This is a genomic window from Amycolatopsis sp. NPDC028719, assembly GCF_055565395.1.
Genome location: NZ_JBVHUL010000005.1, coordinates 797,613 through 817,040, shown reverse-complemented (window position 1 = coordinate 817,040; position 19,428 = coordinate 797,613). Strand labels below are relative to the sequence as shown.

Annotated in this window: 23 protein-coding genes and 1 pseudogene; 9 read left to right on the top strand and 15 right to left on the bottom strand. The window is 72.8% G+C overall.

Going from position 1 to position 19,428, the window contains the following annotated elements:
• Nucleotides 1–61: 61 nt before the first annotated feature.
• Together ACZ4TR_RS27130 and ACZ4TR_RS27125 are read right to left on the bottom strand one after the other, a co-directional pair.
• Nucleotides 62–1,324 (bottom strand): sensor histidine kinase, encoded by a 1,263-nt coding sequence (locus ACZ4TR_RS27130; RefSeq protein ID WP_465289572.1) that lies wholly within the window; start codon nucleotides 1,322–1,324, stop codon nucleotides 62–64.
• Nucleotides 1,321–1,992: a response regulator transcription factor gene (locus ACZ4TR_RS27125; protein ID WP_465289571.1), complete on the bottom strand. Its 672-nt coding sequence runs from the start codon at nucleotides 1,990–1,992 to the stop codon at nucleotides 1,321–1,323. Before ACZ4TR_RS27125 ends, ACZ4TR_RS27130 begins: the two co-directional genes overlap by 4 nt.
• Nucleotides 1,993–2,052: 60 nt before the next feature.
• Between ACZ4TR_RS27125 and ACZ4TR_RS27120 the strand changes: the two genes are divergently transcribed.
• The 4 genes from ACZ4TR_RS27120 to ACZ4TR_RS27105 are packed head-to-tail and all read left to right on the top strand — an operon-like array spanning nucleotide 2,053 to nucleotide 5,453.
• Nucleotides 2,053–2,856, top strand: coding sequence for an AfsR/SARP family transcriptional regulator (locus ACZ4TR_RS27120; RefSeq protein ID WP_285459524.1), 804 nt, complete (start codon nucleotides 2,053–2,055; stop codon nucleotides 2,854–2,856).
• The gene (locus ACZ4TR_RS27115; RefSeq protein ID WP_465289570.1) at nucleotides 2,843–4,147 is read left to right on the top strand and encodes a hypothetical protein; all 1,305 of its coding nucleotides are present in this window, start codon (nucleotides 2,843–2,845) and stop codon (nucleotides 4,145–4,147) included. The genes ACZ4TR_RS27120 and ACZ4TR_RS27115 overlap by 14 nt, the downstream gene beginning before the upstream one ends.
• Nucleotides 4,144–4,764, top strand: a complete 621-nt coding sequence (locus ACZ4TR_RS27110; RefSeq protein ID WP_465289569.1) for a helix-turn-helix transcriptional regulator — start codon at nucleotides 4,144–4,146, stop codon at nucleotides 4,762–4,764. Before ACZ4TR_RS27115 ends, ACZ4TR_RS27110 begins: the two co-directional genes overlap by 4 nt.
• 29 nt (nucleotides 4,765–4,793) lie before the next feature.
• Complete coding sequence (locus ACZ4TR_RS27105; protein ID WP_331663451.1) at nucleotides 4,794–5,453, top strand: response regulator transcription factor; 660 nt, start codon at nucleotides 4,794–4,796, stop codon at nucleotides 5,451–5,453.
• Here the strand turns inward: ACZ4TR_RS27105 and ACZ4TR_RS27100 are convergent.
• Both ACZ4TR_RS27100 and ACZ4TR_RS27095 read right to left on the bottom strand, forming a co-directional pair.
• Nucleotides 5,410–5,880, bottom strand: coding sequence for a YbaB/EbfC family nucleoid-associated protein (locus tag ACZ4TR_RS27100; RefSeq protein ID WP_465289568.1), 471 nt, complete (start codon nucleotides 5,878–5,880; stop codon nucleotides 5,410–5,412). The two genes, ACZ4TR_RS27105 and ACZ4TR_RS27100, sit on opposite strands and share 44 nt — an antisense overlap.
• Nucleotides 5,877–6,203, bottom strand: a complete 327-nt coding sequence (locus tag ACZ4TR_RS27095) for a hypothetical protein (protein ID WP_465289567.1) — start codon at nucleotides 6,201–6,203, stop codon at nucleotides 5,877–5,879. Before ACZ4TR_RS27095 ends, ACZ4TR_RS27100 begins: the two co-directional genes overlap by 4 nt.
• A 96-nt stretch (nucleotides 6,204–6,299) precedes the next feature.
• On the opposite strand from ACZ4TR_RS27095, the gene ACZ4TR_RS27090 reads away from it, so the two are divergent.
• Nucleotides 6,300–7,913, top strand: coding sequence for an alpha/beta hydrolase (locus ACZ4TR_RS27090; protein ID WP_465289566.1), 1,614 nt, complete (start codon nucleotides 6,300–6,302; stop codon nucleotides 7,911–7,913).
• 76 nt (nucleotides 7,914–7,989) lie between these two features.
• On the opposite strand, the gene ACZ4TR_RS27085 is transcribed toward ACZ4TR_RS27090, so the two are convergent.
• Nucleotides 7,990–8,220: a hypothetical protein gene (locus ACZ4TR_RS27085; protein WP_465289565.1), complete on the bottom strand. Its 231-nt coding sequence runs from the start codon at nucleotides 8,218–8,220 to the stop codon at nucleotides 7,990–7,992.
• A 1-nt stretch (nucleotide 8,221) separates the two neighbouring features.
• Here ACZ4TR_RS27085 and ACZ4TR_RS27080 point away from each other — a divergent pair, with 1 nt between their 5' ends.
• The 4 genes from ACZ4TR_RS27080 to ACZ4TR_RS27065 all read left to right on the top strand — a co-directional run bounded on the left by ACZ4TR_RS27080 (nucleotide 8,222) and on the right by ACZ4TR_RS27065 (nucleotide 9,768).
• A complete protein-coding gene (locus ACZ4TR_RS27080; protein ID WP_465289564.1) occupies nucleotides 8,222–8,509 on the top strand; it encodes a hypothetical protein in 288 nt (95 codons plus the stop codon).
• A complete protein-coding gene (locus tag ACZ4TR_RS27075; protein ID WP_465289563.1) occupies nucleotides 8,506–9,057 on the top strand; it encodes a hypothetical protein in 552 nt (183 codons plus the stop codon). The genes ACZ4TR_RS27080 and ACZ4TR_RS27075 overlap by 4 nt, the downstream gene beginning before the upstream one ends.
• A 94-nt stretch (nucleotides 9,058–9,151) precedes the next feature.
• Nucleotides 9,152–9,514 carry a hypothetical protein gene (locus tag ACZ4TR_RS27070; protein ID WP_465289562.1) on the top strand — a complete coding sequence of 121 codons (363 nt, stop codon included), beginning with the start codon at nucleotides 9,152–9,154 and terminating at the stop codon, nucleotides 9,512–9,514.
• Between the two features lie 38 nt (nucleotides 9,515–9,552).
• Entirely contained in the window at nucleotides 9,553–9,768 is a 216-nt protein-coding gene (locus ACZ4TR_RS27065; protein WP_465289561.1) for a hypothetical protein, read from the top strand.
• Nucleotides 9,769–9,998: 230 nt separating this feature from the next.
• Here the strand turns inward: ACZ4TR_RS27065 and ACZ4TR_RS27060 are convergent, their stop codons facing one another.
• The 10 genes and pseudogenes from ACZ4TR_RS27060 to ACZ4TR_RS27015 form a co-directional block, all read right to left on the bottom strand.
• Nucleotides 9,999–10,799, bottom strand: coding sequence for an alpha/beta fold hydrolase (locus ACZ4TR_RS27060; protein WP_465289560.1), 801 nt, complete (start codon nucleotides 10,797–10,799; stop codon nucleotides 9,999–10,001).
• Nucleotides 10,800–10,815: 16 nt separating this feature from the next.
• Nucleotides 10,816–11,466: pseudogene (locus ACZ4TR_RS27055) on the bottom strand (alpha/beta fold hydrolase); the annotation flags it as partial.
• Nucleotides 11,467–11,555: 89 nt separating this feature from the next.
• Nucleotides 11,556–12,080 carry a YbhB/YbcL family Raf kinase inhibitor-like protein gene (locus ACZ4TR_RS27050; protein WP_465289559.1) on the bottom strand — a complete coding sequence of 175 codons (525 nt, stop codon included), beginning with the start codon at nucleotides 12,078–12,080 and terminating at the stop codon, nucleotides 11,556–11,558.
• 23 nt (nucleotides 12,081–12,103) lie between these two features.
• A complete protein-coding gene (locus ACZ4TR_RS27045) occupies nucleotides 12,104–13,216 on the bottom strand; it encodes an enolase C-terminal domain-like protein (protein WP_465289558.1) in 1,113 nt (370 codons plus the stop codon).
• Nucleotides 13,213–14,298 carry an L-dopachrome tautomerase-related protein gene (locus ACZ4TR_RS27040; protein ID WP_465289557.1) on the bottom strand — a complete coding sequence of 362 codons (1,086 nt, stop codon included), beginning with the start codon at nucleotides 14,296–14,298 and terminating at the stop codon, nucleotides 13,213–13,215. Before ACZ4TR_RS27040 ends, ACZ4TR_RS27045 begins: the two co-directional genes overlap by 4 nt.
• Nucleotides 14,299–14,314: 16 nt before the next feature.
• A complete protein-coding gene (gene poxB / locus ACZ4TR_RS27035) occupies nucleotides 14,315–16,048 on the bottom strand; it encodes a ubiquinone-dependent pyruvate dehydrogenase (protein ID WP_465289556.1) in 1,734 nt (577 codons plus the stop codon).
• Nucleotides 16,049–16,154: 106 nt separating this feature from the next.
• Nucleotides 16,155–16,655: a Dps family protein gene (locus ACZ4TR_RS27030; RefSeq protein WP_465289555.1), complete on the bottom strand. Its 501-nt coding sequence runs from the start codon at nucleotides 16,653–16,655 to the stop codon at nucleotides 16,155–16,157.
• Nucleotides 16,656–16,684: 29 nt separating this feature from the next.
• Nucleotides 16,685–17,617 (bottom strand): NADP-dependent oxidoreductase, encoded by a 933-nt coding sequence (locus ACZ4TR_RS27025; protein WP_465289554.1) that lies wholly within the window; start codon nucleotides 17,615–17,617, stop codon nucleotides 16,685–16,687.
• Nucleotides 17,618–17,620: 3 nt separating this feature from the next.
• A complete protein-coding gene (locus ACZ4TR_RS27020) occupies nucleotides 17,621–18,856 on the bottom strand; it encodes an LVIVD repeat-containing protein (RefSeq protein ID WP_465289553.1) in 1,236 nt (411 codons plus the stop codon).
• 7 nt (nucleotides 18,857–18,863) lie between these two features.
• Nucleotides 18,864–19,259, bottom strand: coding sequence for a GlcG/HbpS family heme-binding protein (locus ACZ4TR_RS27015; protein WP_465289552.1), 396 nt, complete (start codon nucleotides 19,257–19,259; stop codon nucleotides 18,864–18,866).
• Between the last annotated feature and the right edge of the window lie 169 nt (nucleotides 19,260–19,428).

Here is a 19,428-nt window from a genome sequence, read left to right as displayed (position 1 = left end):
TCCATTTCCGCACCCCAGCAGTGTGATTACGCGCGGGAGCAGGCGAAAGACCCGGTGACGCTCAGTGGCGTTCGGGGGCCGGCGGCAGTTCCAGCTCGAAGATCGCGCCGCCTTCGTCGGCGTTGTACAGGTTGAGGCGGCCGCCGTGGGCCTGGGCGACCCAGCGCACGATCGACAGGCCCAGGCCGGACGAGCCGCTGCCGGTCCGGAACCGGTCGAACAGCTCCTCCGCCGTCGTGCTGTCGACGCCGGGGCCGTGGTCGGCCACGGTGACCCGGCCGCCGGCGACGGTGATGTGCACGACGGCCTGCTCACCCGGCCGCCGTCCGTAGCGCAGCGCGTTGTCCAGGAGGTTGCCGATCGCGCGGCGGACCAGCACCGGGTCGACGAGCACGGTGCACGGCGCGGCGGTGAGCGTGACACGGGCGCCCTCGGCCGGGGTGTCCTCGACCAGCCCGGAAACCAGCTGGTCGAGCCAGACCGGCTGGACCGTGAGCCGGTCGACCCCGGCCGCGAGCCGGGCGCGCACGAGCAGACCGTCGATGATCTCGCCCATCTGGGCGGACAGTGCCACCGTGCGCGGCAGCAGCTCGGCGGATTCGGCCGGGTGCCGCTGCGCCGTCTCGGCGAGGGCGCGCAACGCGGCCACCGGGGTGCGCAGGTCGTGCGCGGTCTCGGCGAGCAGCTGTTCCTGCTGCTCGAGGGCGCTCGCCGCGGGCCGGATCGCGCGGCCGGACAGCAGCCAGCCGGCCAGGCCGAGCACCCCGGCGAGCACCACGGCGCCGCCGACCACCCAGAGCACCTGGCGCTCGTGGGCGTCGGCCTCGGCGCGGGCATCGGCCACCGCGACGACGGCCCCGGCGTAGCGGCCGGACTGGGCGCGGACGGGGTCGACGCGCATCCGCAGCGGGCTGCCGTCCGGGGCGTCGATCTCGCCGTAGAGGAACTTGCCCTGCTCGACGGCCTGCTGCGCGTAGCCGTTGAGCACGTTGACGTCGACCGCCACACACGAGCGGCCGCTCAGCTTCGCCGGGAACGTCCCGGTCCCGCCCGGCAGCACGGCGAACTGCGGGCAGGCGTCGTTGACCTCGTCGCGGTCGACGCCGGCGGTGCTGATGCCGTCCGGGCCGTCGGCGCGCAGCAGCCGCTTGACCACGGACGTGACGCGGTAGAGCTCGTCGTCGAGATGCTCGTCGCGCTGGCGGGAGTCGGCCGCGAGGACGAGCCAGGCGACCACGACCAGGCCGATCGTGTTCATCGCGGTGAACAGGATGGTGAGCAGCACGCGCAGGCGGCGCAGGCGGTCGGCCGAGGAGCGCGTCACTCCGCCGCCAGCCGGTAGCCGGCGCCGCGCACCGAGTGGATCAGGCCGGGTGCGCGCAGCTTGGCGCGCAGCCGCTTGACGACGGCGTCGACGACGTTGGCGACCGGGTCGGCCGAGCCGTCCCAGCAGTGTTCGAGCAGGTCGTCGCGGCTCACCACCTGCCCGGCGCGGATCAGCAGCACCTCGAGCACGGCGAACTCCTTGTCCGACAACGTCAGCAGCACCCCGCTCCGGCGGACCTCGCGGCGGGCACTGTCCAGCTCCAGGTCGGCGAGGCTCAGCACGGACGGCCGGGGCGTGCCGCCGCGCCGGCACAGGACGTGCACCCGAGCTGCCAGCTCGGCCGGGGAGAACGGCTTGACGAGGTAGTCGTCGCCACCGTGGGCGAAGCCGTCGACGCGGTCCTGCGTGCTGTCGCGGGCGGTGAGGAACAGGACCGGCACGGCCCAGCCGCGCCGGCGCCGGCGTTCGACGAAGTGCAGCGAGTCGCCGTCGGGCAGCATCCGGTCGAAGACGACACAGGCGACGTCGCCCGCACGCAGGGCGGCGTCCGCGCCGGCCAGGTCGGCGGCGGTCACGACCGCGAGGCCCCCGGCGGTGAGCTCGGTGGCCACCGCGAAGCGCAGGTTCTCATCGTCCTCGACGACCAGCACCCGGGTCGTTGTCATCGAATCCTCATGTCCGGTCGCGCAAGCTGAGCACACCAGACCACGAGGGGGGTGCCAGCGATGCCGGCGACCACGCTGCCCGAGGTGTCCACCGGGCCATTGTCCACAGTGTCCCTTCCCGCATTGTTCTCGGTGCTCGGGCCGGTCCGGGTGCGCGGGGTCCGCGGCGCCCGGAAGCCACTGGCGGTGCTGACCGCACTGCTGCTCCACGCTAACGAATGGGTGGACGTCGAGCAGCTGATCGCGGCGACTTGGCAGGAACAGGACGCGCCGGCGTCCGCCGAGGCAAACCTCAAGACCTACATCTGGCACTGGCGCCGGACACTCCCGGACGCCCTCGGCGGCCCCCGCATCGAGCGCGGCGAACACGCCTACCGGCTTCGGGTGGAGCCGGGCGACCTCGACGTCGACCACGTCGAGCTGCTGGCCGGGCAGGGCCGCCGCGCACGGGATGAGGGCTCTCGTGCGCGGGCCGCGGCCCTGTTCGGCTCGGCGTTGAAGCTGTGGCGAGGCAGGCCGTTCGACGGGCTCCGCGCGGACTCCGGCCTGGGCACAGTGACGTGGCTGGAGGGCGTACACCGCAACCTGCGGCTGGAACTGGCGGAGCTGTCCGGCTCGCTCGGGCGGTTTCGCGAAGCCGAGACGCTGCTGAGGGGGCTGGTGGACGAGGACCCGTGGTGGGAGCAGCCGTGGGTCTGCTGGATGGGGCTGCTGTGCGACCGGGGCCGACCGGGTGACGCGATAGCGCTGTACCGCCGGGCCCGCGCGGCGCTCCGGAGCGACCTGGGGGTCGAGCCGGGGCCCGAGCTGACGACGGCGTTCCGGAAGGCGGTCGAAGGTGAGGTGCGCGATGGCCGGCGCTGAGTCCTGGGAGCGGCCGACGGTCCTGGCGGCGATCAACCCGGCGGTGGACGGTGCGGGGGCCCCGGCCGCCGAAGCGGCGGTGCCTGCCGGCAGCGCGGCTTCGGCAGTCGCGGCCGACCCGCGACCTGCACCCGCCGCCACCCCCACCTCGGCCACCCCGCCGCCGGTGGTCGCGGCCGCCGTCCGCGGTCCCCTTCCGTACTCCGCGCCGCTGTCGCTGCCCGCGAACAGGCCCGCGCCACCGGCCGCCGTCGCCCGACCGCCCGCCAAACCTCCGCAACCGCTTCCCCGCCCCGGCGCCTTCGTCCGCTGGGAATGCGCCGCCGCGCTGGTCGCCGCATCCCTCGCCCAGCCCTGGCCCGTCACCGTGGCCGCGACACTCGCCGCCGCCGGGCTCGGCGGTAGCACCATTCGCGTCCGGAACCGCAGCCTCGCCGAACTGGCCGCACGCGGTCTCGGCTACTGGGGCCGCCCCCGCGACCTCACCCTGCCACCGCACGAACGGGCCGCCGCGCTGCTGGGCCACCTGCTGCCCGCCGTCAGCTTCGGGGCCACCGAACTCGCCGGTGTCCCCGTCCTGGTGATCCGGCATGCGGGTGGCGTCGCGGCCGTCACCGAACCCACCACCACCGGACCGCGGTGGGTTTCGCCCGCCGTCCTGCTGCCCGAGGCCGGACCCGACGGGCCCTACCCCGGTGTGCAGGGGATCTTCCACGCGGGCGGGGAACCCGGCTCACCGCCGCGGCGGTGGTTCGGCGTGCACGCCGTCCGCACCGCCGAGCACGCCGACGACGAGCTGCTCACCCTCGTTCTGCGCAACACCCTGCGCCGTGTGTTGCGTGGCCTCGCCCAGCACGGCGTGCCCGCCGAACCGCTCGGCCGCGAAGCCGGGCTTGCCACCATCGCCGCGCTCGCGCACGTCACCGGCGGCCGGACAGAGCTGCGCGAAGATTGGAGCCGCTGGCGCACCGGACCGGTCTCCCAAGTGTGCTTCCGGCTCGACGGCTGGAATGCCTTGCCCGGCCCGGTCACCGAACGCCTGGTCGCCGGTCTGCTCAGCCGGCCGGCCGGCGTCGCCGTCACCTTGGCGGCGCACGCCCGGCACACGCCGCGCGGCAGCACGACCAGCGCCGCCCTGCGCCTGGCCGCCCGCTCCCCCACCGCGCTCGACGCCGCGCTGCCCGGGCTCGCCCGCTGGTGCGCGGGCCACGGCCTGCGGCTCTACCGCCTCGACGGCCACCACCTCACGGGCGTCACCGCCACGCTCCCGATCGGAGGGACCTCGGAATGACCACGCCCCGCGACGATCTGCTGGCGGACGCCCGCCGCGAAGTTCTCGTCATGAGCACCTCGGGCCCGGCAGCCCGAGCGCCGCTCGGCGCCGTCCGGCCGACCGACCACGTCCACCTGGGCCGCGGCGTCAGCTACCGGATCCTGGTGCCCGACACGGCCCGGACGGCTCCGGCGCTGAGCCGGCGGCTCGGCACCCTCGCGCTGGCCGGGGCGTCCGTGCGCACCCTGCCCACGGTCCCGACCGACGCGCTCGTGCTCGACCGCTCGCTCGTCGTCCTGCCCGCCGACCGCACGATCAGCTCTTCCGGCGCGCTCGCGTTCCGGCTGCCCGGCGTGGTGACGACGACGGTCGAGCTGTTCGACCGGCTCTGGCCGGCGGCAACCCCGCTGATCGAGGGCGGCCACGACGAAGAGCTCGACCAGCGCCAGGTCCGGCTGCTGGAGCTGCTCACCACCGGCCACACCGACGAGTCCGCTGCGGCCGAGCTCGGTGTGTCGGTCCGCACCGTGCGCCGCATGGTCGCCGACATCATGCGGCGCCTCGGCGCGCGCAGCCGGTTCCAGGCCGGGGTCAAGGCCGCCGACCGCGGCTGGCTGCTGGCCGAGGCGGGCTGACCAGGTGCCAGGTATTACTGTCCGGAGGTGTGCGTGTGCTGATCGTCGAAGACGACCCCGACCTCCGGCTCGCGGTAGGCGCCGCGCTGCGCGGGGCCGGATTCGCCGTCGACGCGGTCGACGACCTGCCCGCCGCCGACGAGGCGCTCTGGGTGAACAGCTACGACTGCGCGGTCCTGGACCGGATGCTGCCCACCGGCGACTCCGTCGGATTCCTCGCGGCGAAGCGCACGGCCGGCCTGCTGACGCCGGTGCTGTTCCTCACCGCGCGCGACGCCGTCGCCGACCGCATCGCCGGGCTCGCCCACGGGGACGACTACCTCGTGAAACCCTTCGCGGTGGACGAGCTCGTGGCCCGCGTCCGCAGCCTGTGCCGCCGGGCGCCGCGTGCCGCCGAGCCGGTGGTGCTGCGCTGCGGCGACCTCGAAATGGACCTCGGCAGCCGTCAAGTGCGCCGCGGCGGGGTGCTGCTGACGTTGACGCGCACGGAGTTCGCGGTTCTGGAGCTGCTGGCGCGGCGCGCGGGCGAGGCGGTCCCGAGGGCCGAGCTGCTCGCGCATGGCTGGGACGAGATGGCCGCCCCGGCGACCAACGTCCTCGACGTCGTCATCGCGCAGCTACGGCGCAAGCTCCGGCCGCCGTCGCTCATCCACACCGAGCATCGCGTGGGCTACCGGCTGGCGCCGTGAGCTCGTGCGCGGTGGCGAAGTTGCGACGCTCGACCGCCTGTGCCGCCTGCCGCACGGTATCGGCGATCGCCGCCGCCAGCGCTTTCGAGTCGTGGCAGGCGCGTGGGCTCACCGCGAGGTCCGCGAGCCGGCCTTCGCCGGTCACGGTGGCGCTGATCAGGCCGTCGTCCGAGATCGCCGTCTCCCGGACACCCGGCAGTTCGTCGCGGAACCGCGCCAGGCTGTCGCGCAGCGCGGGAAAGCCGGCGAGCTCCCGGAGCACGGGCTCGAAATCGAACTCGGCTTCCGAGGCCAGCGTGTCGAGCACCCTCGCGGCCAGCCGGTCCGGCGCCCGCAGGACGCGGGGATCGAGCCACAGCCGCACCAGTTCGCCCCGTTCGCCGAGCGTGGCGCCGACGGTGCCGTCGGGAGACGCTTTCTCGGTCACCGGCCGGCCGCCATCGTGCTCCGGGCCCGCTGGTCGGCCGCCGTGTAGTCCGCGGCGGACGCCCGGCCGGCTTCGGCGGTCGCGGCGAAGTCCGGCGCGATGAGCCCGGCGGCCTGGCGCACCGCGTCGCTCGTATTCGTGTAGCCGTCGCGGAAGGCCGCGCCCAGCACCCCGGTGCCGATCGCCGGCTCCCCCGCCGTGATGGCCGCATCGCCGTCACGCCAAGCGGTCCGCAGAGCCGTGCCGCTGTCGGCGAGGGCCTGCGCGCCGCGGTCGACGGTGTCGGTGTCCATACCCATCTGATCGCCCGCTGCTGTGGTCACCCGCCCAGTTTCCGGGGTGCGCGCAGCGCTGAAACGGCGTTGGCCGCTTTCGGCCACCGCGCGCGCTTCCGTTCGCCCGAACGGAATCCTGGAGCCATGCCCATCGCCGAACCCACCGACGCCCTGTGGAGCGCGGTGAAAGCCAAGGTCCCGTGGCCCGACACGAACGAAGACTCCGTGCGCACGCTCGCCGGCTCCTGGGAGTCGGCGGCCGGGGCGTTCGACCGGGCCGCGGCGACGAACACCGCCGACCTGACGACCTCGTGGACCGACACCGCCGGCGTCGCGATGTTCACCCGCGCTCACCGGGTGCTGACCCGGGCCGGGGACAACGGCCAGGCGATGCGGCAGGTCGCGGCCCGGGTGACGGCGTTCGCCGACGAGGTCGCCGCCGCGAAACAATCCCTTGTGGACCTGATCGCGACGAACGCGCCCACCTACCAGAACCTCGCCAAGCTGCCCGCCGGGGCGAGCGACTCCTACCGGGCGCAGTTCGCGAGCCAGGTCGCCACGCTGGCGCAACGAGTGCTCGCGGAGAGCGCAGGCCGGATTTCGAAGGGCGCCGGGGCTCCGCTGCCGGCGCCCGACCACGGCCCGCCACCGGCGGCGCCACCGCCCGGCGACCCGGCGGCGGTCAAAGCCTGGTGGGACGGGCTGTCCGACGCCGACCGGGCGAAGGTCATGCAGGACGCCCCGGACTCGATCCGCAACCGCGACGGCATCCCCGCGACCGTCCGCGACTCGCTCAACCGGGCCGCGCTCGACCGGGAGATCGACACCGCGAACGCCGCGCTCAAAGCCGACCAGAACCAGGGCTACAACCCCTACACCGGTGGCGGAGGCGGCGTTCCCGACGGCGGCGACAGCGCTCTGCAGGAGCGGGTGCGCGGCCTGACCGCCCTGCGCGACCGGCTGAACGGAAGCGGGCCACCGGCGTTCCTGCTGGAGCTCGACACGACCGCGGACGGCAAGGGCGTCGTCGCGACCGGGAACCCCGACACCGCGGCGAACGTCACCACCTACGTCCCGGGGACGATGGCCGACCTGAACAGCATCGCCGAGGACGTCCACCGCGCCGACGCGATGTACACCGCCGCGCAGGACGCGGGCTCACCGTCCACTTCGGTCATCACGTGGGTCGGCTACGACGCGCCGGACGAGCTCTACAACGCCGCGAGCGAATCCTACGCCGACGGCGGGAAGGCCGGCCTGCAGACCTTCCAGGACGGCCTGCGCGCCACGCACGCCGGCCCCGCTTCGCACAACACGGTGCTGGGCCACAGCTACGGCACCACCACGATCGGTCACGCCGCTCGCGACGGCGGCCTGAACGCCGACGACGTGGTCTTCGTGGCCAGCCCGGGCGTCGGTGTCGAGCACGCAGAGCAGCTGCACCTCGACGGCGTCGACCAAGCGCACGTCGCCGAGCACGTCCACTCGACGACCGCGGCAAACGACATGATCCACATCACGAACATCAAGGTGAACACCGAACCCTACGCGGCGGGTGGCCCGCTCGACCCCGGCCAGGACATCGCGCTGGGCCCGGACCCGGCGGACCCGGATTTCGGCGGCGAGGTCTTCGCGTCGGCGCCGGGCACCCCGGGCTGGTTCGGCGGCGTGAGCGCCGCGGCACACAGCGAATATTGGGACCAGCACAACCCGTCCTTGATCACCATCGGCGACATCATCGCCGGCCGGCGGACTTGAAGTCCCGGTCCTCCGGCCCGCGGGCCGGAGGACCGGCAGGAACCGGACAAGTGCCGTTCCCGCTGGGAAATGGGTGTTACCACTGTTCCATGCGTCGAAACATTCTCGCTCTGTCAGTGGTTTCCGTCGGCCTGGCCGGTTGTGGCAGCGCGCCGGTGGCGCAGCCACCGTCCGCGCCTTCGGTATCGACGACCCAACTCGCGACGACATCTTCGGCCGCGCCCTCAACCACGGCAACGCCCACGCCCACGCCCACGACGACTTCCAGTTCTCGGAACCCGAAGCCGCCCGCGCCGCCCAGCACCAAGGTGCGCGACTGCTTCGACGGCGACTGCACGCTGCCGCTGGCCAAGCCCACCACGATTCCCCTGGACGCCGCCAAGTTCCACTACTCCTCGATGCGGGTGACGGCAATCAGCCCGGACAGCCTCACGTTCACCGTCGCCTACCCGCAGGGCGGTGGCGCCCAGTCGAGCATCGGCCCCGGTCTCGGTGGGGCGAGCTTCGGGTTCCGCAGCTCCCCGTCGATCGAGGTCGGCTTGACGCAAGTAGGCGCCAAGCCGGCGTTGGTGCTTCAGCCCGGGGCGACCACGTGAGCCGCGCCGCAGCCCCCGCCGGCGCGACGCTGATCGCCGTGAAACGAGGAATCTGCTGGGTTCCCATGGTGGTTCTCGCCGCTGGGTGCGGCGGCGGGACACCGCCGGCCGATGTGCCGGCGTCGGCCGCCACCCCGTCGTCGCCCGCGGCACCGACCGCCGCCGACGGCAGTGACTACACCGCTTGCGCCGACGGCACCTGCGAAGTGCGGGTAAGCGGCCCGGTGGACATCCCGCTGACCGGTCAGGGCGGACTGCACCGGATCTCCGTCGCCTCCGTGTCCGACGACGGGATCGGCTTCGCCACCGACAGCGGCGGCACCGGCACCCTCACCCCCGGATGCGTGGTCACCATGTACGAGAACGGGAGCGGCTCCAGTTGCAGCAGCGGTGCACCGCAGCGGCCGAAACCGGTGGACGGCGTGCTCGCCCTGCAGATCGCCGGCCTGCGAGGCGGCACCGCGATCCTCCGGCTCGTCTCAGGCAAAGCCGGACCACCGCCCGCCTCACTGCGGCCGCCGACCCCTCTGTCGCCGTGGACCCGATGATCCGGGAAGTGGACATGACGAAGAAGCCTTCAGCGGGCGCCGACCGCGACAAATGGCACGACGCCGTGCTGTGCGCCGGAGTCGGCAGGTACCGGTGCCCGCCGCCTCTCCACAGCGCCCGGACAACCTGAACCGGGCATTCGTGGTGTGGCTGGTGATCGGCGCGCTGACCGCGGTGGCGGTCGTCGGGCTCGTCATCGTGCTGGCAGCGTTCAACCTGCGGGCCGACTACCGGCGTGCGCGCGTGCTGCTGACCGTCCTGGGGGCCGGCAGCTTCGTATCGCCCCTCGTCGTGCTGGCCGGAATGATCGGCGCCGGGAAGCTCGATTTCCTCGCCCTGATCCCGTTGTGCTTCTCGGCCACGGTAGTTACGGCGGTGATCCTGATGTGGCGCCCCGATGTCACTGCGTATTTCCGGGCGTTGAGCGAGGGGGCTGTCAAGCCGGTGCGTCGGTGAGATGGCCGGCCGTGGCACCGCCTCATGACGGCTCCGCCTTGCCAGCACCAGCCGGCATGGCGCGGGACCGTCGTGGTCGCGCTCAGCGCGACCCGGGCCTGGCGGAAGTGCTCGCCGAGTTCACCGCCCGGCGCCGGCAGGACCTGCGGCTGGCAGCCTACGAGGCCATGGCCAACACCGTCGTGCACGCCTACCCCACGGTCCCGGCACGTTCGCCCTGTACGCCTGCGCCCGCGATGGATCGTTCGCCGTGACGGTGACCGATCACGGCCAGTGGCAACCCGCCCCGCGCCGCCCAGCCTGCTGGGTGGGCGCGGGCGGCAGGTGACTGATCGACGTCCGGCCGGCCGGGCGGACCGCACCGCGGGATGAGGACGCCTTCGCCGGGACCGCCGAACTCTCGCCGCAGTGGGGCGGCCGGGCGCTGCGCCGTGAATGCGTGCGGTGGTCGTTCCGGCCCTGCGACCGGAACGACCACCTGCGGTCAGTGCCGGGAAGCGGCGCGTTCGACTACGTCCGCGACCGCGTCAGGGTGTGACGTGGGCAGGTCGTGGGATGAGCGCACCTCTACCGTCCACGCCCCGGCGCGGCGGGCCATGAATCGCTCGGCCGCCGGCGGGATCGCGTGGTCCTGGGTCGCGACCAGCACGTACTTCGGAATGGCCGCGGGGGCGGCCACGGTGGCCGGCTCGGTCGTCGCCGCCGCCGCGATGGGGCGTTGGGCGGCCGCGCTCAGCGCGACCTCGGCGGCCGGGCGGTCGTCGGCGAACACGGCGCGGAAGTCCGCCGGCTTGACGTAGACGTCCGTGCCGCCGGGGTAGTCGACCGTCTGGGTCGTCGCCGGGCCGAACAGCGATCCCGGGTACTGCGACACGAGTCCCTGCAGGCTCTCTCCCGGCTGAGGAAGCAGGGCGGCGGCGTACACCAGGCCGATGACGTCCGGCACCTGCGCGGCGACCTGGCTGATGATCATGCCGCCGTAGGAGTGGCCAACCAGCACCTTGGGGCCGGGTATCGTCTTCAGCAGGCTCGCGACGTACGCGGTGTCCGAAGCCACGCCGCGCAGCGGGAGCGCGGGCGCCACCACGGTGTATCCCGCCCGCTGCAGCCGGGCGGTCACCCCGTTCCACGCCGACCCGTCCTCCAGTGCGCCGTGCACCAGGACGACCGTGGCCTTCGCCGGGTGGCTGGTCGAGGGCGTCGGTGCCGCGGACGCGGCGGTCGTGGCGGCCACCGCGAGGGAAAGGGCCGCGACGGCGGCGGCGATGACTCTCGTCAACTTCACTTGAGGTCCTCCTGGTTCAGTGCGGTGGTGATGATGCGGGTGACCTCGTCCGGGTGCGCCACGGGCGCGAGGGGGCAGGACTCGGCTTCGACGACGGTCGAGCTGGCCCGTGCGGCCATGCCGCGCTGCGCCTCGGGGAAATGGCCTGGTCCCGGGTGCACACGAGGAACCAGCTCGGCAGCCGGCGCCACGCTGCGGCCCCGGCCTCCTCCGCGAACGCCGAGGCGAGGATCGGACGCTGCGAAACGGCGGCGGCCGCGGCGGTCGCGGCGGGCAGCTCGCCGGCGACGACCTCCGGGAACCGCGCCCGGTCCACCGACCGCCAGGTCTCCTCGGCTCCGCCGGTGCCGGGCAGCTGCTGCGGTCGCAACGGTTCGCCGAAGCCGTTGTCGGGGTAGCCGCCGAGCAGCCCCAGCGGGCTTTCGCCCTTCTCGAGGGCGAACGCCGTCACGTAGACCAGCCCCACGACGTTGTCGGCCTGTTCGGCGGCTTCGGTCAGCACGACACCGCCGTAGGAGTGGCCCACGAGGAGCACCGGTCCGCCGATCCGCCGGACCCGGGCGGCGAGGCGCGCGCCGTCCCAGGCGCCGCCGCGCAGCTCGACGGCCACCGCCGGCACCGGCACGTCCTGCCCCGCAGCCGGGCGGTCACTCCTGACCAGCTGGACGCGACGGCGAACGCGCCGTGCACGAGCACGACCGTCGTTCGGTCACCAGGCATGGTGTCTCTTCATTGTCTCGTTGTCGTCCCCGGCCGCTACAACGCGAACCGGGCGGTGATCACGGCACGCGCGAGCGTGTGCCCTGAGAGGGTGAAGCCCAGGAACGCCGGCGTGGCGGACCTTTCGAGGTCGAGCGTTTCGACATCGACCGCGTGTACGGCGATGTAGTACGTGTGGTCTCCGCTGCCCGGCGGCGGCGCGGCGCCCAGGTAGCGCTTCAGGCCCGCATCGTTGGCCAGCTGCCACGCCGGTTCCGGTAGACCAGCCCCGGCATCGTCGCCCGCGCCGGTGGGCAGTTCTGTCAGCGACGCCGGGAGGTCGGCGACCGCCCAGTGCCAGAACCCGCTCGCCGTCGGCGCGGTCGGGTCGTACATGGTGACGGCGAAGCTCTTCGTCTCCGCGGGGAAGCCCGACCAGCTCAGCTGCGGGGAGGTGTCGGTGCCGCCGGCACCGAAGATGCCGCTCGCCTGGGCGGTCGGGAGCACGCCGCCGTCCGGCACGTCCGTGCTGGTCAACGTGAAGGCGGGAACCTTGGCGATCAGGTCGTAGGGAGTTTCCACGGTGGTGCCTTTCGGGGTAGGGGTCAGAACGTGACGGAGTACTTGCGCACGGCGGCTTCGTCCCAGGCGACACCCGTGCCGGGGGTGTCCGGGGCGGTGAGGTGCCCGTCGGACGGCTGGATCGGCTCGGCGAGGACCGGAGCGGCCCAGTCGACCCATTCCAGCCAGTGCGCGGTCGGGGTCACCCGCATCAGGTGCGCCGAGATCTCGGGGTAGAGGTGGTTCGACAGCTGGGTGCCCGCGGCGGCGGCGAGCCCGGCCGTCTGCAGCCAGCCGCTGACCCCGCCGATGCGCATGAGATCGGCCATCGCGTACGGCACGCCACCCGCCCGCAGGAAGGTGAACAGGTCCCGCGGGCCGTAGTAGTTCTCACCCAGCTGCACCGGGGTCCGGATGCGCTGGGCGAGGCGGGTGTAGCCCTCGACGTTGTCGTAGCGGATCGGTTCTTCGAACCAGTACAGACCCTGCTCGTCGAGCTCGTGGCACCGGCGGATCGCGTCGCCGTACCCGAGGGCCTGGTTGAAGTCGACCATCAGGTCCACCTCGCCCACGCCGTCCCGGACCGCCTTGATCGCGTCCAGGTCGTGGCGCAGCGACGGGTCGCCGAGCCGCAGCTTCATCGCCGTGAAGCCACCTTCGTCCCGCAGCTGCGCGGCTTCCTCGGCGAGCGTGCCGATCTCGTGGCGCCACAGGCCGTTGCTGTTGTAGGCGCGCACCGGGCCTGGGGTGCCGCCCAGCAGCCGGACGAGCGGCAGGCCCGCGGCCTTCGCGTGCGCGTCCCACAGCGCCATGTCCACCGCGGACCGGGCGATCATCGAGATCCCCGCGATGCCGACGACGTTGAGCGCGCCGCCGAACTCGCCGAACGCGTCCAGCGGCGCGACCGGCTTGCCCCGCCACACCGCCGCCAAGTCGTTGATCTCCGCGACGATGGCGGGCATCGCCGCCGCCCGGTAGGGCGCGATGTACCCGCTGCCCACCACACCCGCGCTGGTTTCGACGTCGACCAGCACCATCGGCCACCGGTCGAACCGGCCGATGCCCGCGATGACCGGCCGCCGCAACGGCACGAGCACCGGCCGGGCCCGCACGGCACGCAGCGTCGCCGGCTCGACCACCACCTGCGCGGCGGTCACCGGCCCGGCTCCGTTCCGGTCAGCCGGATCGGCCGCGCGCCGACCCGGACCCGCACGATCCGGTACGGCGGCACGCGGTCGTCGGTGCCGCCGTTGAACAACGGGGTGCGCGGCAGCTGGTTCACGCTGACGTAGAGGTGGCCGTCCGCCGCGAGGGCCAGGGTGTCCGGCCAGAGCAGGTCCGGCCCGTGCAGCACGGTCGACCAGGTGCCGTCCGCGGCGAGCTTGAGCACGGCGCTGTGCTCGTAGGCGGTGGCGTAGAGGTTGCCGTCGGTGTCGGACTCCAGGCCGTCCGAAGCCCCCTTGTCCCCGTGGTCCACTATGGACTCGGCTACTTCGTCGTCGTTCAGCGAGCGGTCGACGAGCGCGGCGGTGTCCACACTGTACAGACGGCGGCCGGACAGCGGGCAGTAGTACAGCCGCGTTCCGTCGGCGCTGATGGCGATGCCGTCCGCGCCGACCTCGTAACCCTCCCGCACGACACCCTGGACCACCGCGCGGAAACCCTCGGTCGCGTGGGTGCTCTCGTGTCCGCGCAGTCTCGCCCAGCTCTCCCCCGACGCGAGGTCGATCACGATCAGCGCGCCCTCGGCCTGGGAATCGGTGACGTAGGCGTAGCCGCCCCGGCCGCGGGAGAAGTCGAACCGGATGTCGTTGAGGTAGGTCGTGGGCGTGACCGCGGCCGGATCGAGCCGGATGGTCCGCACCACCCGGTCGGTGGCGGGATCCACCTCCACCACCTTCGGGCCGTTCTCCAGCCAGGGTTCGAAGGAAAGACTCCCGGTGTCGAGCAGCCACACGTGACCGGCGGGGTCGGTGATCACACTCTGCACGGACACGAGGTGATCCGGCGTGCGCTCGGCGCGCCAGGCGTTGATCTCCGCGCTGGGGTACGGGACGGCCTTGCCATCCACCACCTCGGCCACGGTATACGGGACTTCGTCCCCCCAGCGGGGGAACGAGACGAAGACCCGGCTTTCGTCGGTGACGGTCAGGCCGGTCGGCATGAGGTCGTCGAACTCGGCGACGATCTCATAGCGGTCGGCGACCCAGCTGCCCAGCGGGGCGGCGCTTCCGGACATGGCGTTTCTCCTTCGGTTACCGCAGGATGCGGCGGGCGACGTTGGTGGTGACCAGATCGAGCAGTTCCTCCCCGCGGCCGGACAGGATGGTCCGGATCGCGTAGAGGGTGAACCCCTTCGCCTGCTCCAGCGTGATCGCGGGCGGCACGGACAGTTCCTGACGTGCGGTGAGCACCTCGACCAGCGCGGGCCCGTCGTGGGCGAAAGCCTCCTTGAGCGCCGGCTCCAGCTCACCGGGACGCTCGACCCGCCGCGCCCACAGGCCCGTCGCCGCGGCGACGTCCGCCAGGGGCGGGTTCTCCAGGTCGGTGCCGTAGTTGACGATGCCCGCCGCCTTCATCTCCAGCTCGACGAAGTTCAGCGAGAAGTTGTTGAACACCACCACCTTGACCGGCAGCCGGTTCTGCTTGAGCGTGAGCAGCTCGCCCAGCGACATGGTGAGCCCGCCGTCGCCGGCCAGCGCGACGACCTGGCGGCCCGCGGCCGCCGCCTGCGCGCCGACCGCGTGCGGCAGCGCGCAGCCCATCGAGCCGTGGTTGAACGACCCGAGCAGCCGGCGACGGCCGTTGAACCGCAGGTACCGCGCGGCCCACACCACCGGGGACCCCACGTCGGTGGTGAACACGGCGTCGTCGGCGGCGAGCTCGCTGACGGTGCGCGCGACGAACTGCGGGTGGATCGGCGTCCGCCCGTGGTCGTCGACCGCGAGCGAGTCCAGCGATTTCCGCGTCTTCGCGTAGTGCTCACGCGCGCGCTCGAGGTGGGTGCTGTCGCTCTTGGCGCGCAGCAGGGGCAGCAGAGCGGGGATCGTGTCCCGAACCGACCCGACCAGCCCGAGGTCGAGGCGGGTGCGGCGGCCGAGCTGACTGCCGCGCAGGTCGAGCTGGACGATCTTGGCGTGCGCCGGGTAGAACTGCCGGTACGGGAAGTCGGTTCCCAGCATCAGCAGGGTGTCCGCTTCTTCGATGGCCTTGTAGCCGGAGGCGAACCCGAGCAACCCGGTGAGCCCGACGTCGTAGGGGTTGTCGTAGGCGATGTGCTCCATGCCCCGCAGGGCGTGCACGATCGGGGCCCGCAGCTTCGCGGCGAGCCCGACCAGTTGGTCGTGCGCACCCGCGGCACCGGCGCCCGCGAGGATGGTGACCCGCTCCCCCGCGTTCAGCAGCCCGGCCGCCTCGTCCAACGCAACGGCGTCCGGGCGCACGACCGAACGCGCCGCCCGCACCACGGTGGGCGGCAGGTCCCGGGCGACCTTGCCGAGGAAGACTTCACCGGGGACGACGACCACGGCGACGCCACGCTGCTCGACCGCGGCCCGCATGGCCAGCTCGAGGATCCGGGGCGCGGACTCGGCCGTGCTCGCCAGCTCGCAGTAGACGCTGCACTCGGCGAACAGGTTCTGCGGGTGCGTTTCCTGGAAGTAGCCGGAGCCGATCTCGCCGCCCGGGATGTGCGCGGCGATGGCGAGCACCGGCACCCGGCTGCGGTGGGCGTCGAACAGCCCGTTGATCAGGTGCAGGTTCCCGGGTCCACAGCTGCCGGCGCAGACCGCGAGTTCCCCGGTCACCGCCGCCTCCGCCGAGGCGGCGTAGGCACCGGTTTCCTCGTGCCGCACGTGCACCCAGTCGATGCCGCCGTTGCGGCGCATCGCGTCCGTCAACCCGTTCAACGAGTCTCCCGAAAGCCCGTAGACCCGGTCCACGCCGCTGGCTTTCAGCGAATCGATGAGGTGATCGGCGATCGTGGCCATGGTTACCTCGCCTTCCTTCGGTGGTGAGCGGGCGACCGAAGTCCCGCCGCTCCGGCCCGCAGACCGCATCGGGTGAATGACTGCGGATGTTCTCCGCCGGCGGCCTTCACGGCCGTACCGTTCCGTTTTCCGCACCGACGAGCCAGGAGTACTGCTCCAGCTTCTGGATGGCCCCGTGCAGGAGGTCCGCGGTCGGCGGATCCTCCGCGTCGACCGCGTCGTGCACTTCACGCATGGTCGCCACCGTCGCGTGGAGCATGCCGGTCACCAGCTCCACCGTGCGGCGGGTTCCCTGCTCCCCCGGCGGATACGCGGGCAGACCGGTCGTCGCCGCCACCGTGTCGCTCCGGCCGTCGGGGACCGCGGCCAGTGCCCGCATCCGCTCGGCGATCGTGTCGGCGTACTCCCGCGCCACCACCACGATCTCGTCGATCTGCAGGTGCAGGTCCCGGAAGTTGCCACCCACGAGGGTCCAGTGCGCCTGCTTGCCCTGCAGGTGCAGCTCCACCAGGTCCGCCAAAACCCGCTGGAGGTGTCCGGCCAGCGCGGTGGAGGCGTGGAACCCGGCGGGCGCGGTGGCCCGGCGGGCGGAGTCCACAATGGTCATATCGGCCTTCCTGTCGTGGTTCGCCGGGGTCAGCCGCACCGCAGCACGAGCTTGCCCGTCGTGGCTCGCTTCTCACCGTGTTCGTGGGCCGCGGCCGCGTCGGCGAGGTCGAACGTGGAATCGAGCGCGATGTCCAGCCGCCCGTCCCCGGCAAGCGACGCCAGCTCGCGCAGCGCGCGCCCGTCCGGCTTGACGAGCATGGTGGTGACCCGCACCTCCGAGCCCGCCCCCAGTCCGCGGCCTCCCCCGTGCGCGACGTCGACCAGCACCCCGCCCGGGCGCAAGACGGCGAGCGACCGGGCGGCGTTGTCGCCGCCCGCCAGTTCGACGACGACATCCACATCGGACACCGCGTCCTCGAACCGGCGGGCCCGGTAGTCGATCACCTCGTCCGCGCCCAGCGCCCGGAGGAAGTCGTGCTTGCCGGCGCTCGCCGTGCCGATGACGTACGCGCCCTTGGCTTTCGCGATCTGCACAGCCAGGTGCCCGACACCGCCGGCGGCGGCGTGCACGAGAACCCGTTGCCCCGGCCGGAGCCGGGCCCGGCCGGTCAGCGCCTGCCACGCGGTGAGACCCGCCAGCGGAAGAGCGGCGGCCCGGGTGTGGTCCAACGCCGGCGGTTTCGGAGCCAGCTCGTCCGCGGGGGCGGTGACGAATTCGGCGTACGCGGCCGCCTGCGCGGGGAACCGCGGCATCCCGAACACCTCGTCGCCCACCGCGAACCCGGTGATCGCCGACCCCGTCCGCACGACCTCGCCGGACACGTCCCACCCGACGGTGAACGGCAGCGGTCCCATCCGCCGGGCCACCCCGCGACCGGCCCGGGTCTGCCAGTCCACCGGGTTGATCCCGGCCGCCCGCACCCGGACCAGAACCTCGTGCGGGCCGGGCTCGGGCACCGGCAGTTCGGCCGGTGTCAGGACGTCCGGAGCGCCGAAACGGTGTTGGACGACAGCGCGCATCGCTCACAGCTCCTCGTACTGGACGGCGTGCAAGCCGGCGTTGTAATCGGTGATGAACGCCAGCCCCGAGCCGGTGACCGTCACGTCCGCGGTCTGGATCACCCGTGGCCGGCCCGGACGCGGGTCGACGAGACGCTCGGGCGCGGCGGGAACGAAAGCGCCGGCCGCGACCGGGCGGTACGGATCGGTGATGTCGACCGCTCGCAGCCCGGCGTTCTGGTAGGTCGCGAAGATCAAGGATTCCGACACGAACGTGCCCGGCCGGTTTTCGTGCAGGTTGTGCGGCCCGAAGTGCCCGCCCTTGGCGCCGTAGGCGTCCTCCGAGGGGGTCGGGAAGGTCGCGATGCTCACCGGGTTGGCCGGCTCGCGGATGTCGAACACCCACACGTGCTTGAGCCCGTCGGCGAGTTCGTCGGCCACTGCCTCGTCGGCGACCACCAGCAGTTCCCGACCCGGCAGCGGCAGCGCGGTGTGCGTACCGCCGCCGAAGGGAGGCGACCAGTTGCGGTGCGCGATCAGGTGCGGCGCTTCACGGTCGCTGATGTCGAGCAGGGTCAGTCCGCCGTCGCGCCAGGAGGCGTAGGCGGTGTCCCCGTCGATGATGGCGTGGTGCAGGGCGTAGCGCCATTTTCCCGTGTCCCAGCCGGGCACTTCGCCCGCGGCGCTGTGCATGCCCGGCAGGTGCCAGGTGCCCGCCCACCTCGGGCGAGCGGGATCCGCGAGATCGACGACGGCGAACACGTAATCGGTGTACCCGTCGAACAGCACCGACGCGTACGCCCATCGGCCGCCGGGGTACCAGAGCCGGTGCACCCCGATCCCTTCGGCCGGCAGGAACGAGATCTGTTTCGGCGCCGCGGGAGAACTGATGTCGTAGATCGCGACGCCGGCACTCCAAGTCCGTTCGGCGCCCGCGAGGCGGGTACCGACGGAGCCGCCGTAGTAGGCCGACTCGTCCCGGAACTCCGCCCACAGGTCCTTCGCGTGGATGACCAGCAACAGGTCGTCCGCGGCCTGCAGGTGGATGTTCCAGGTGTCCGGCGGCGCGGGCTCGAAGTGCCGCACCGGCATCGACCGCGGGTCCCGCACGTCGAGCACGGAGAACCCGCCCGAGAACAGGTGCCCGACGTAGACGTGATCACGGTGGTACTGCAGCTGCATGGCGTCGGGACGCCCACCCTGGTCGGAGTGTCCGACGAGGGTGAACCCCTTGGCGTAAGCCGGCTTTCCGACGTTCACGGCGGACTCACAGCGCCGCGACGGCCGCGGCGGCGACCTCGTGGTCCTGGTCGGGAGTGCCGCCGCCGGCGCCGATCGCACCCACCAACGTCCCGTTCTCGAAGACCGGGATACCGCCGGGCACGAACGCCAGGGGGTCGCGGGTGCCTGCCTCGATCCCGAACAGCGGTGCCCCCGGCTGCACGGCCGGCACGAGGTCCTTCGTGGACTGGGCGAACAGGACGGCCGTGCGTGCCTTGGTGTGGCTCGTTTCCACCGCGGCGAGCGCCGCGCCGTCCACCCGGGCCGCCGCGATCAGGTGAGCACCCGCGTCGACCACGGTGACGGTGAACGCGACGCCCAGCTCGGCGCCCTTCTTCTTGCCGCTTTCGATGGCTTTTTCCGCAGCCGCCAACGTGATCACTTTCGTCCCCTTTTCCTGCGTTCCGCCGGTCAGTCCGCAGTCTTCCCGCGAGGGTCCGGTCGCTCCATCCGTCAGATGACTGTCCATCCACGCCGCCATCGGCGTCGGGGACCTGTCGCGCGGCCACCGGCGCTGTTCCTTCTGCTACACAGAATCGAGAGCACGGCAC

Excerpts from the sequence above, each read along its gene's own strand:
- ACZ4TR_RS27025 (WP_465289554.1), bottom strand. The coding sequence starts at position 17,617 with ATGCGCGCTGTCGTCCAACACCGTTTCGGCGCTCCGGACGTCCTGACA.
- ACZ4TR_RS27090 (WP_465289566.1), top strand. The coding sequence starts at position 6,300 with ATGCCCATCGCCGAACCCACCGACGCCCTGTGGAGCGCGGTGAAAGCC.
- poxB (WP_465289556.1), bottom strand. The coding sequence starts at position 16,048 with ATGGCCACGATCGCCGATCACCTCATCGATTCGCTGAAAGCCAGCGGC.
- ACZ4TR_RS27030 (WP_465289555.1), bottom strand. The coding sequence starts at position 16,655 with ATGACCATTGTGGACTCCGCCCGCCGGGCCACCGCGCCCGCCGGGTTC.
- ACZ4TR_RS27040 (WP_465289557.1), bottom strand. The coding sequence starts at position 14,298 with ATGTCCGGAAGCGCCGCCCCGCTGGGCAGCTGGGTCGCCGACCGCTAT.
- ACZ4TR_RS27125 (WP_465289571.1), bottom strand. The coding sequence starts at position 1,992 with ATGACAACGACCCGGGTGCTGGTCGTCGAGGACGATGAGAACCTGCGC.
- ACZ4TR_RS27110 (WP_465289569.1), top strand. The coding sequence starts at position 4,144 with ATGACCACGCCCCGCGACGATCTGCTGGCGGACGCCCGCCGCGAAGTT.
- ACZ4TR_RS27120 (WP_285459524.1), top strand. The coding sequence starts at position 2,053 with ATGCCGGCGACCACGCTGCCCGAGGTGTCCACCGGGCCATTGTCCACA.
- ACZ4TR_RS27115 (WP_465289570.1), top strand. The coding sequence starts at position 2,843 with ATGGCCGGCGCTGAGTCCTGGGAGCGGCCGACGGTCCTGGCGGCGATC.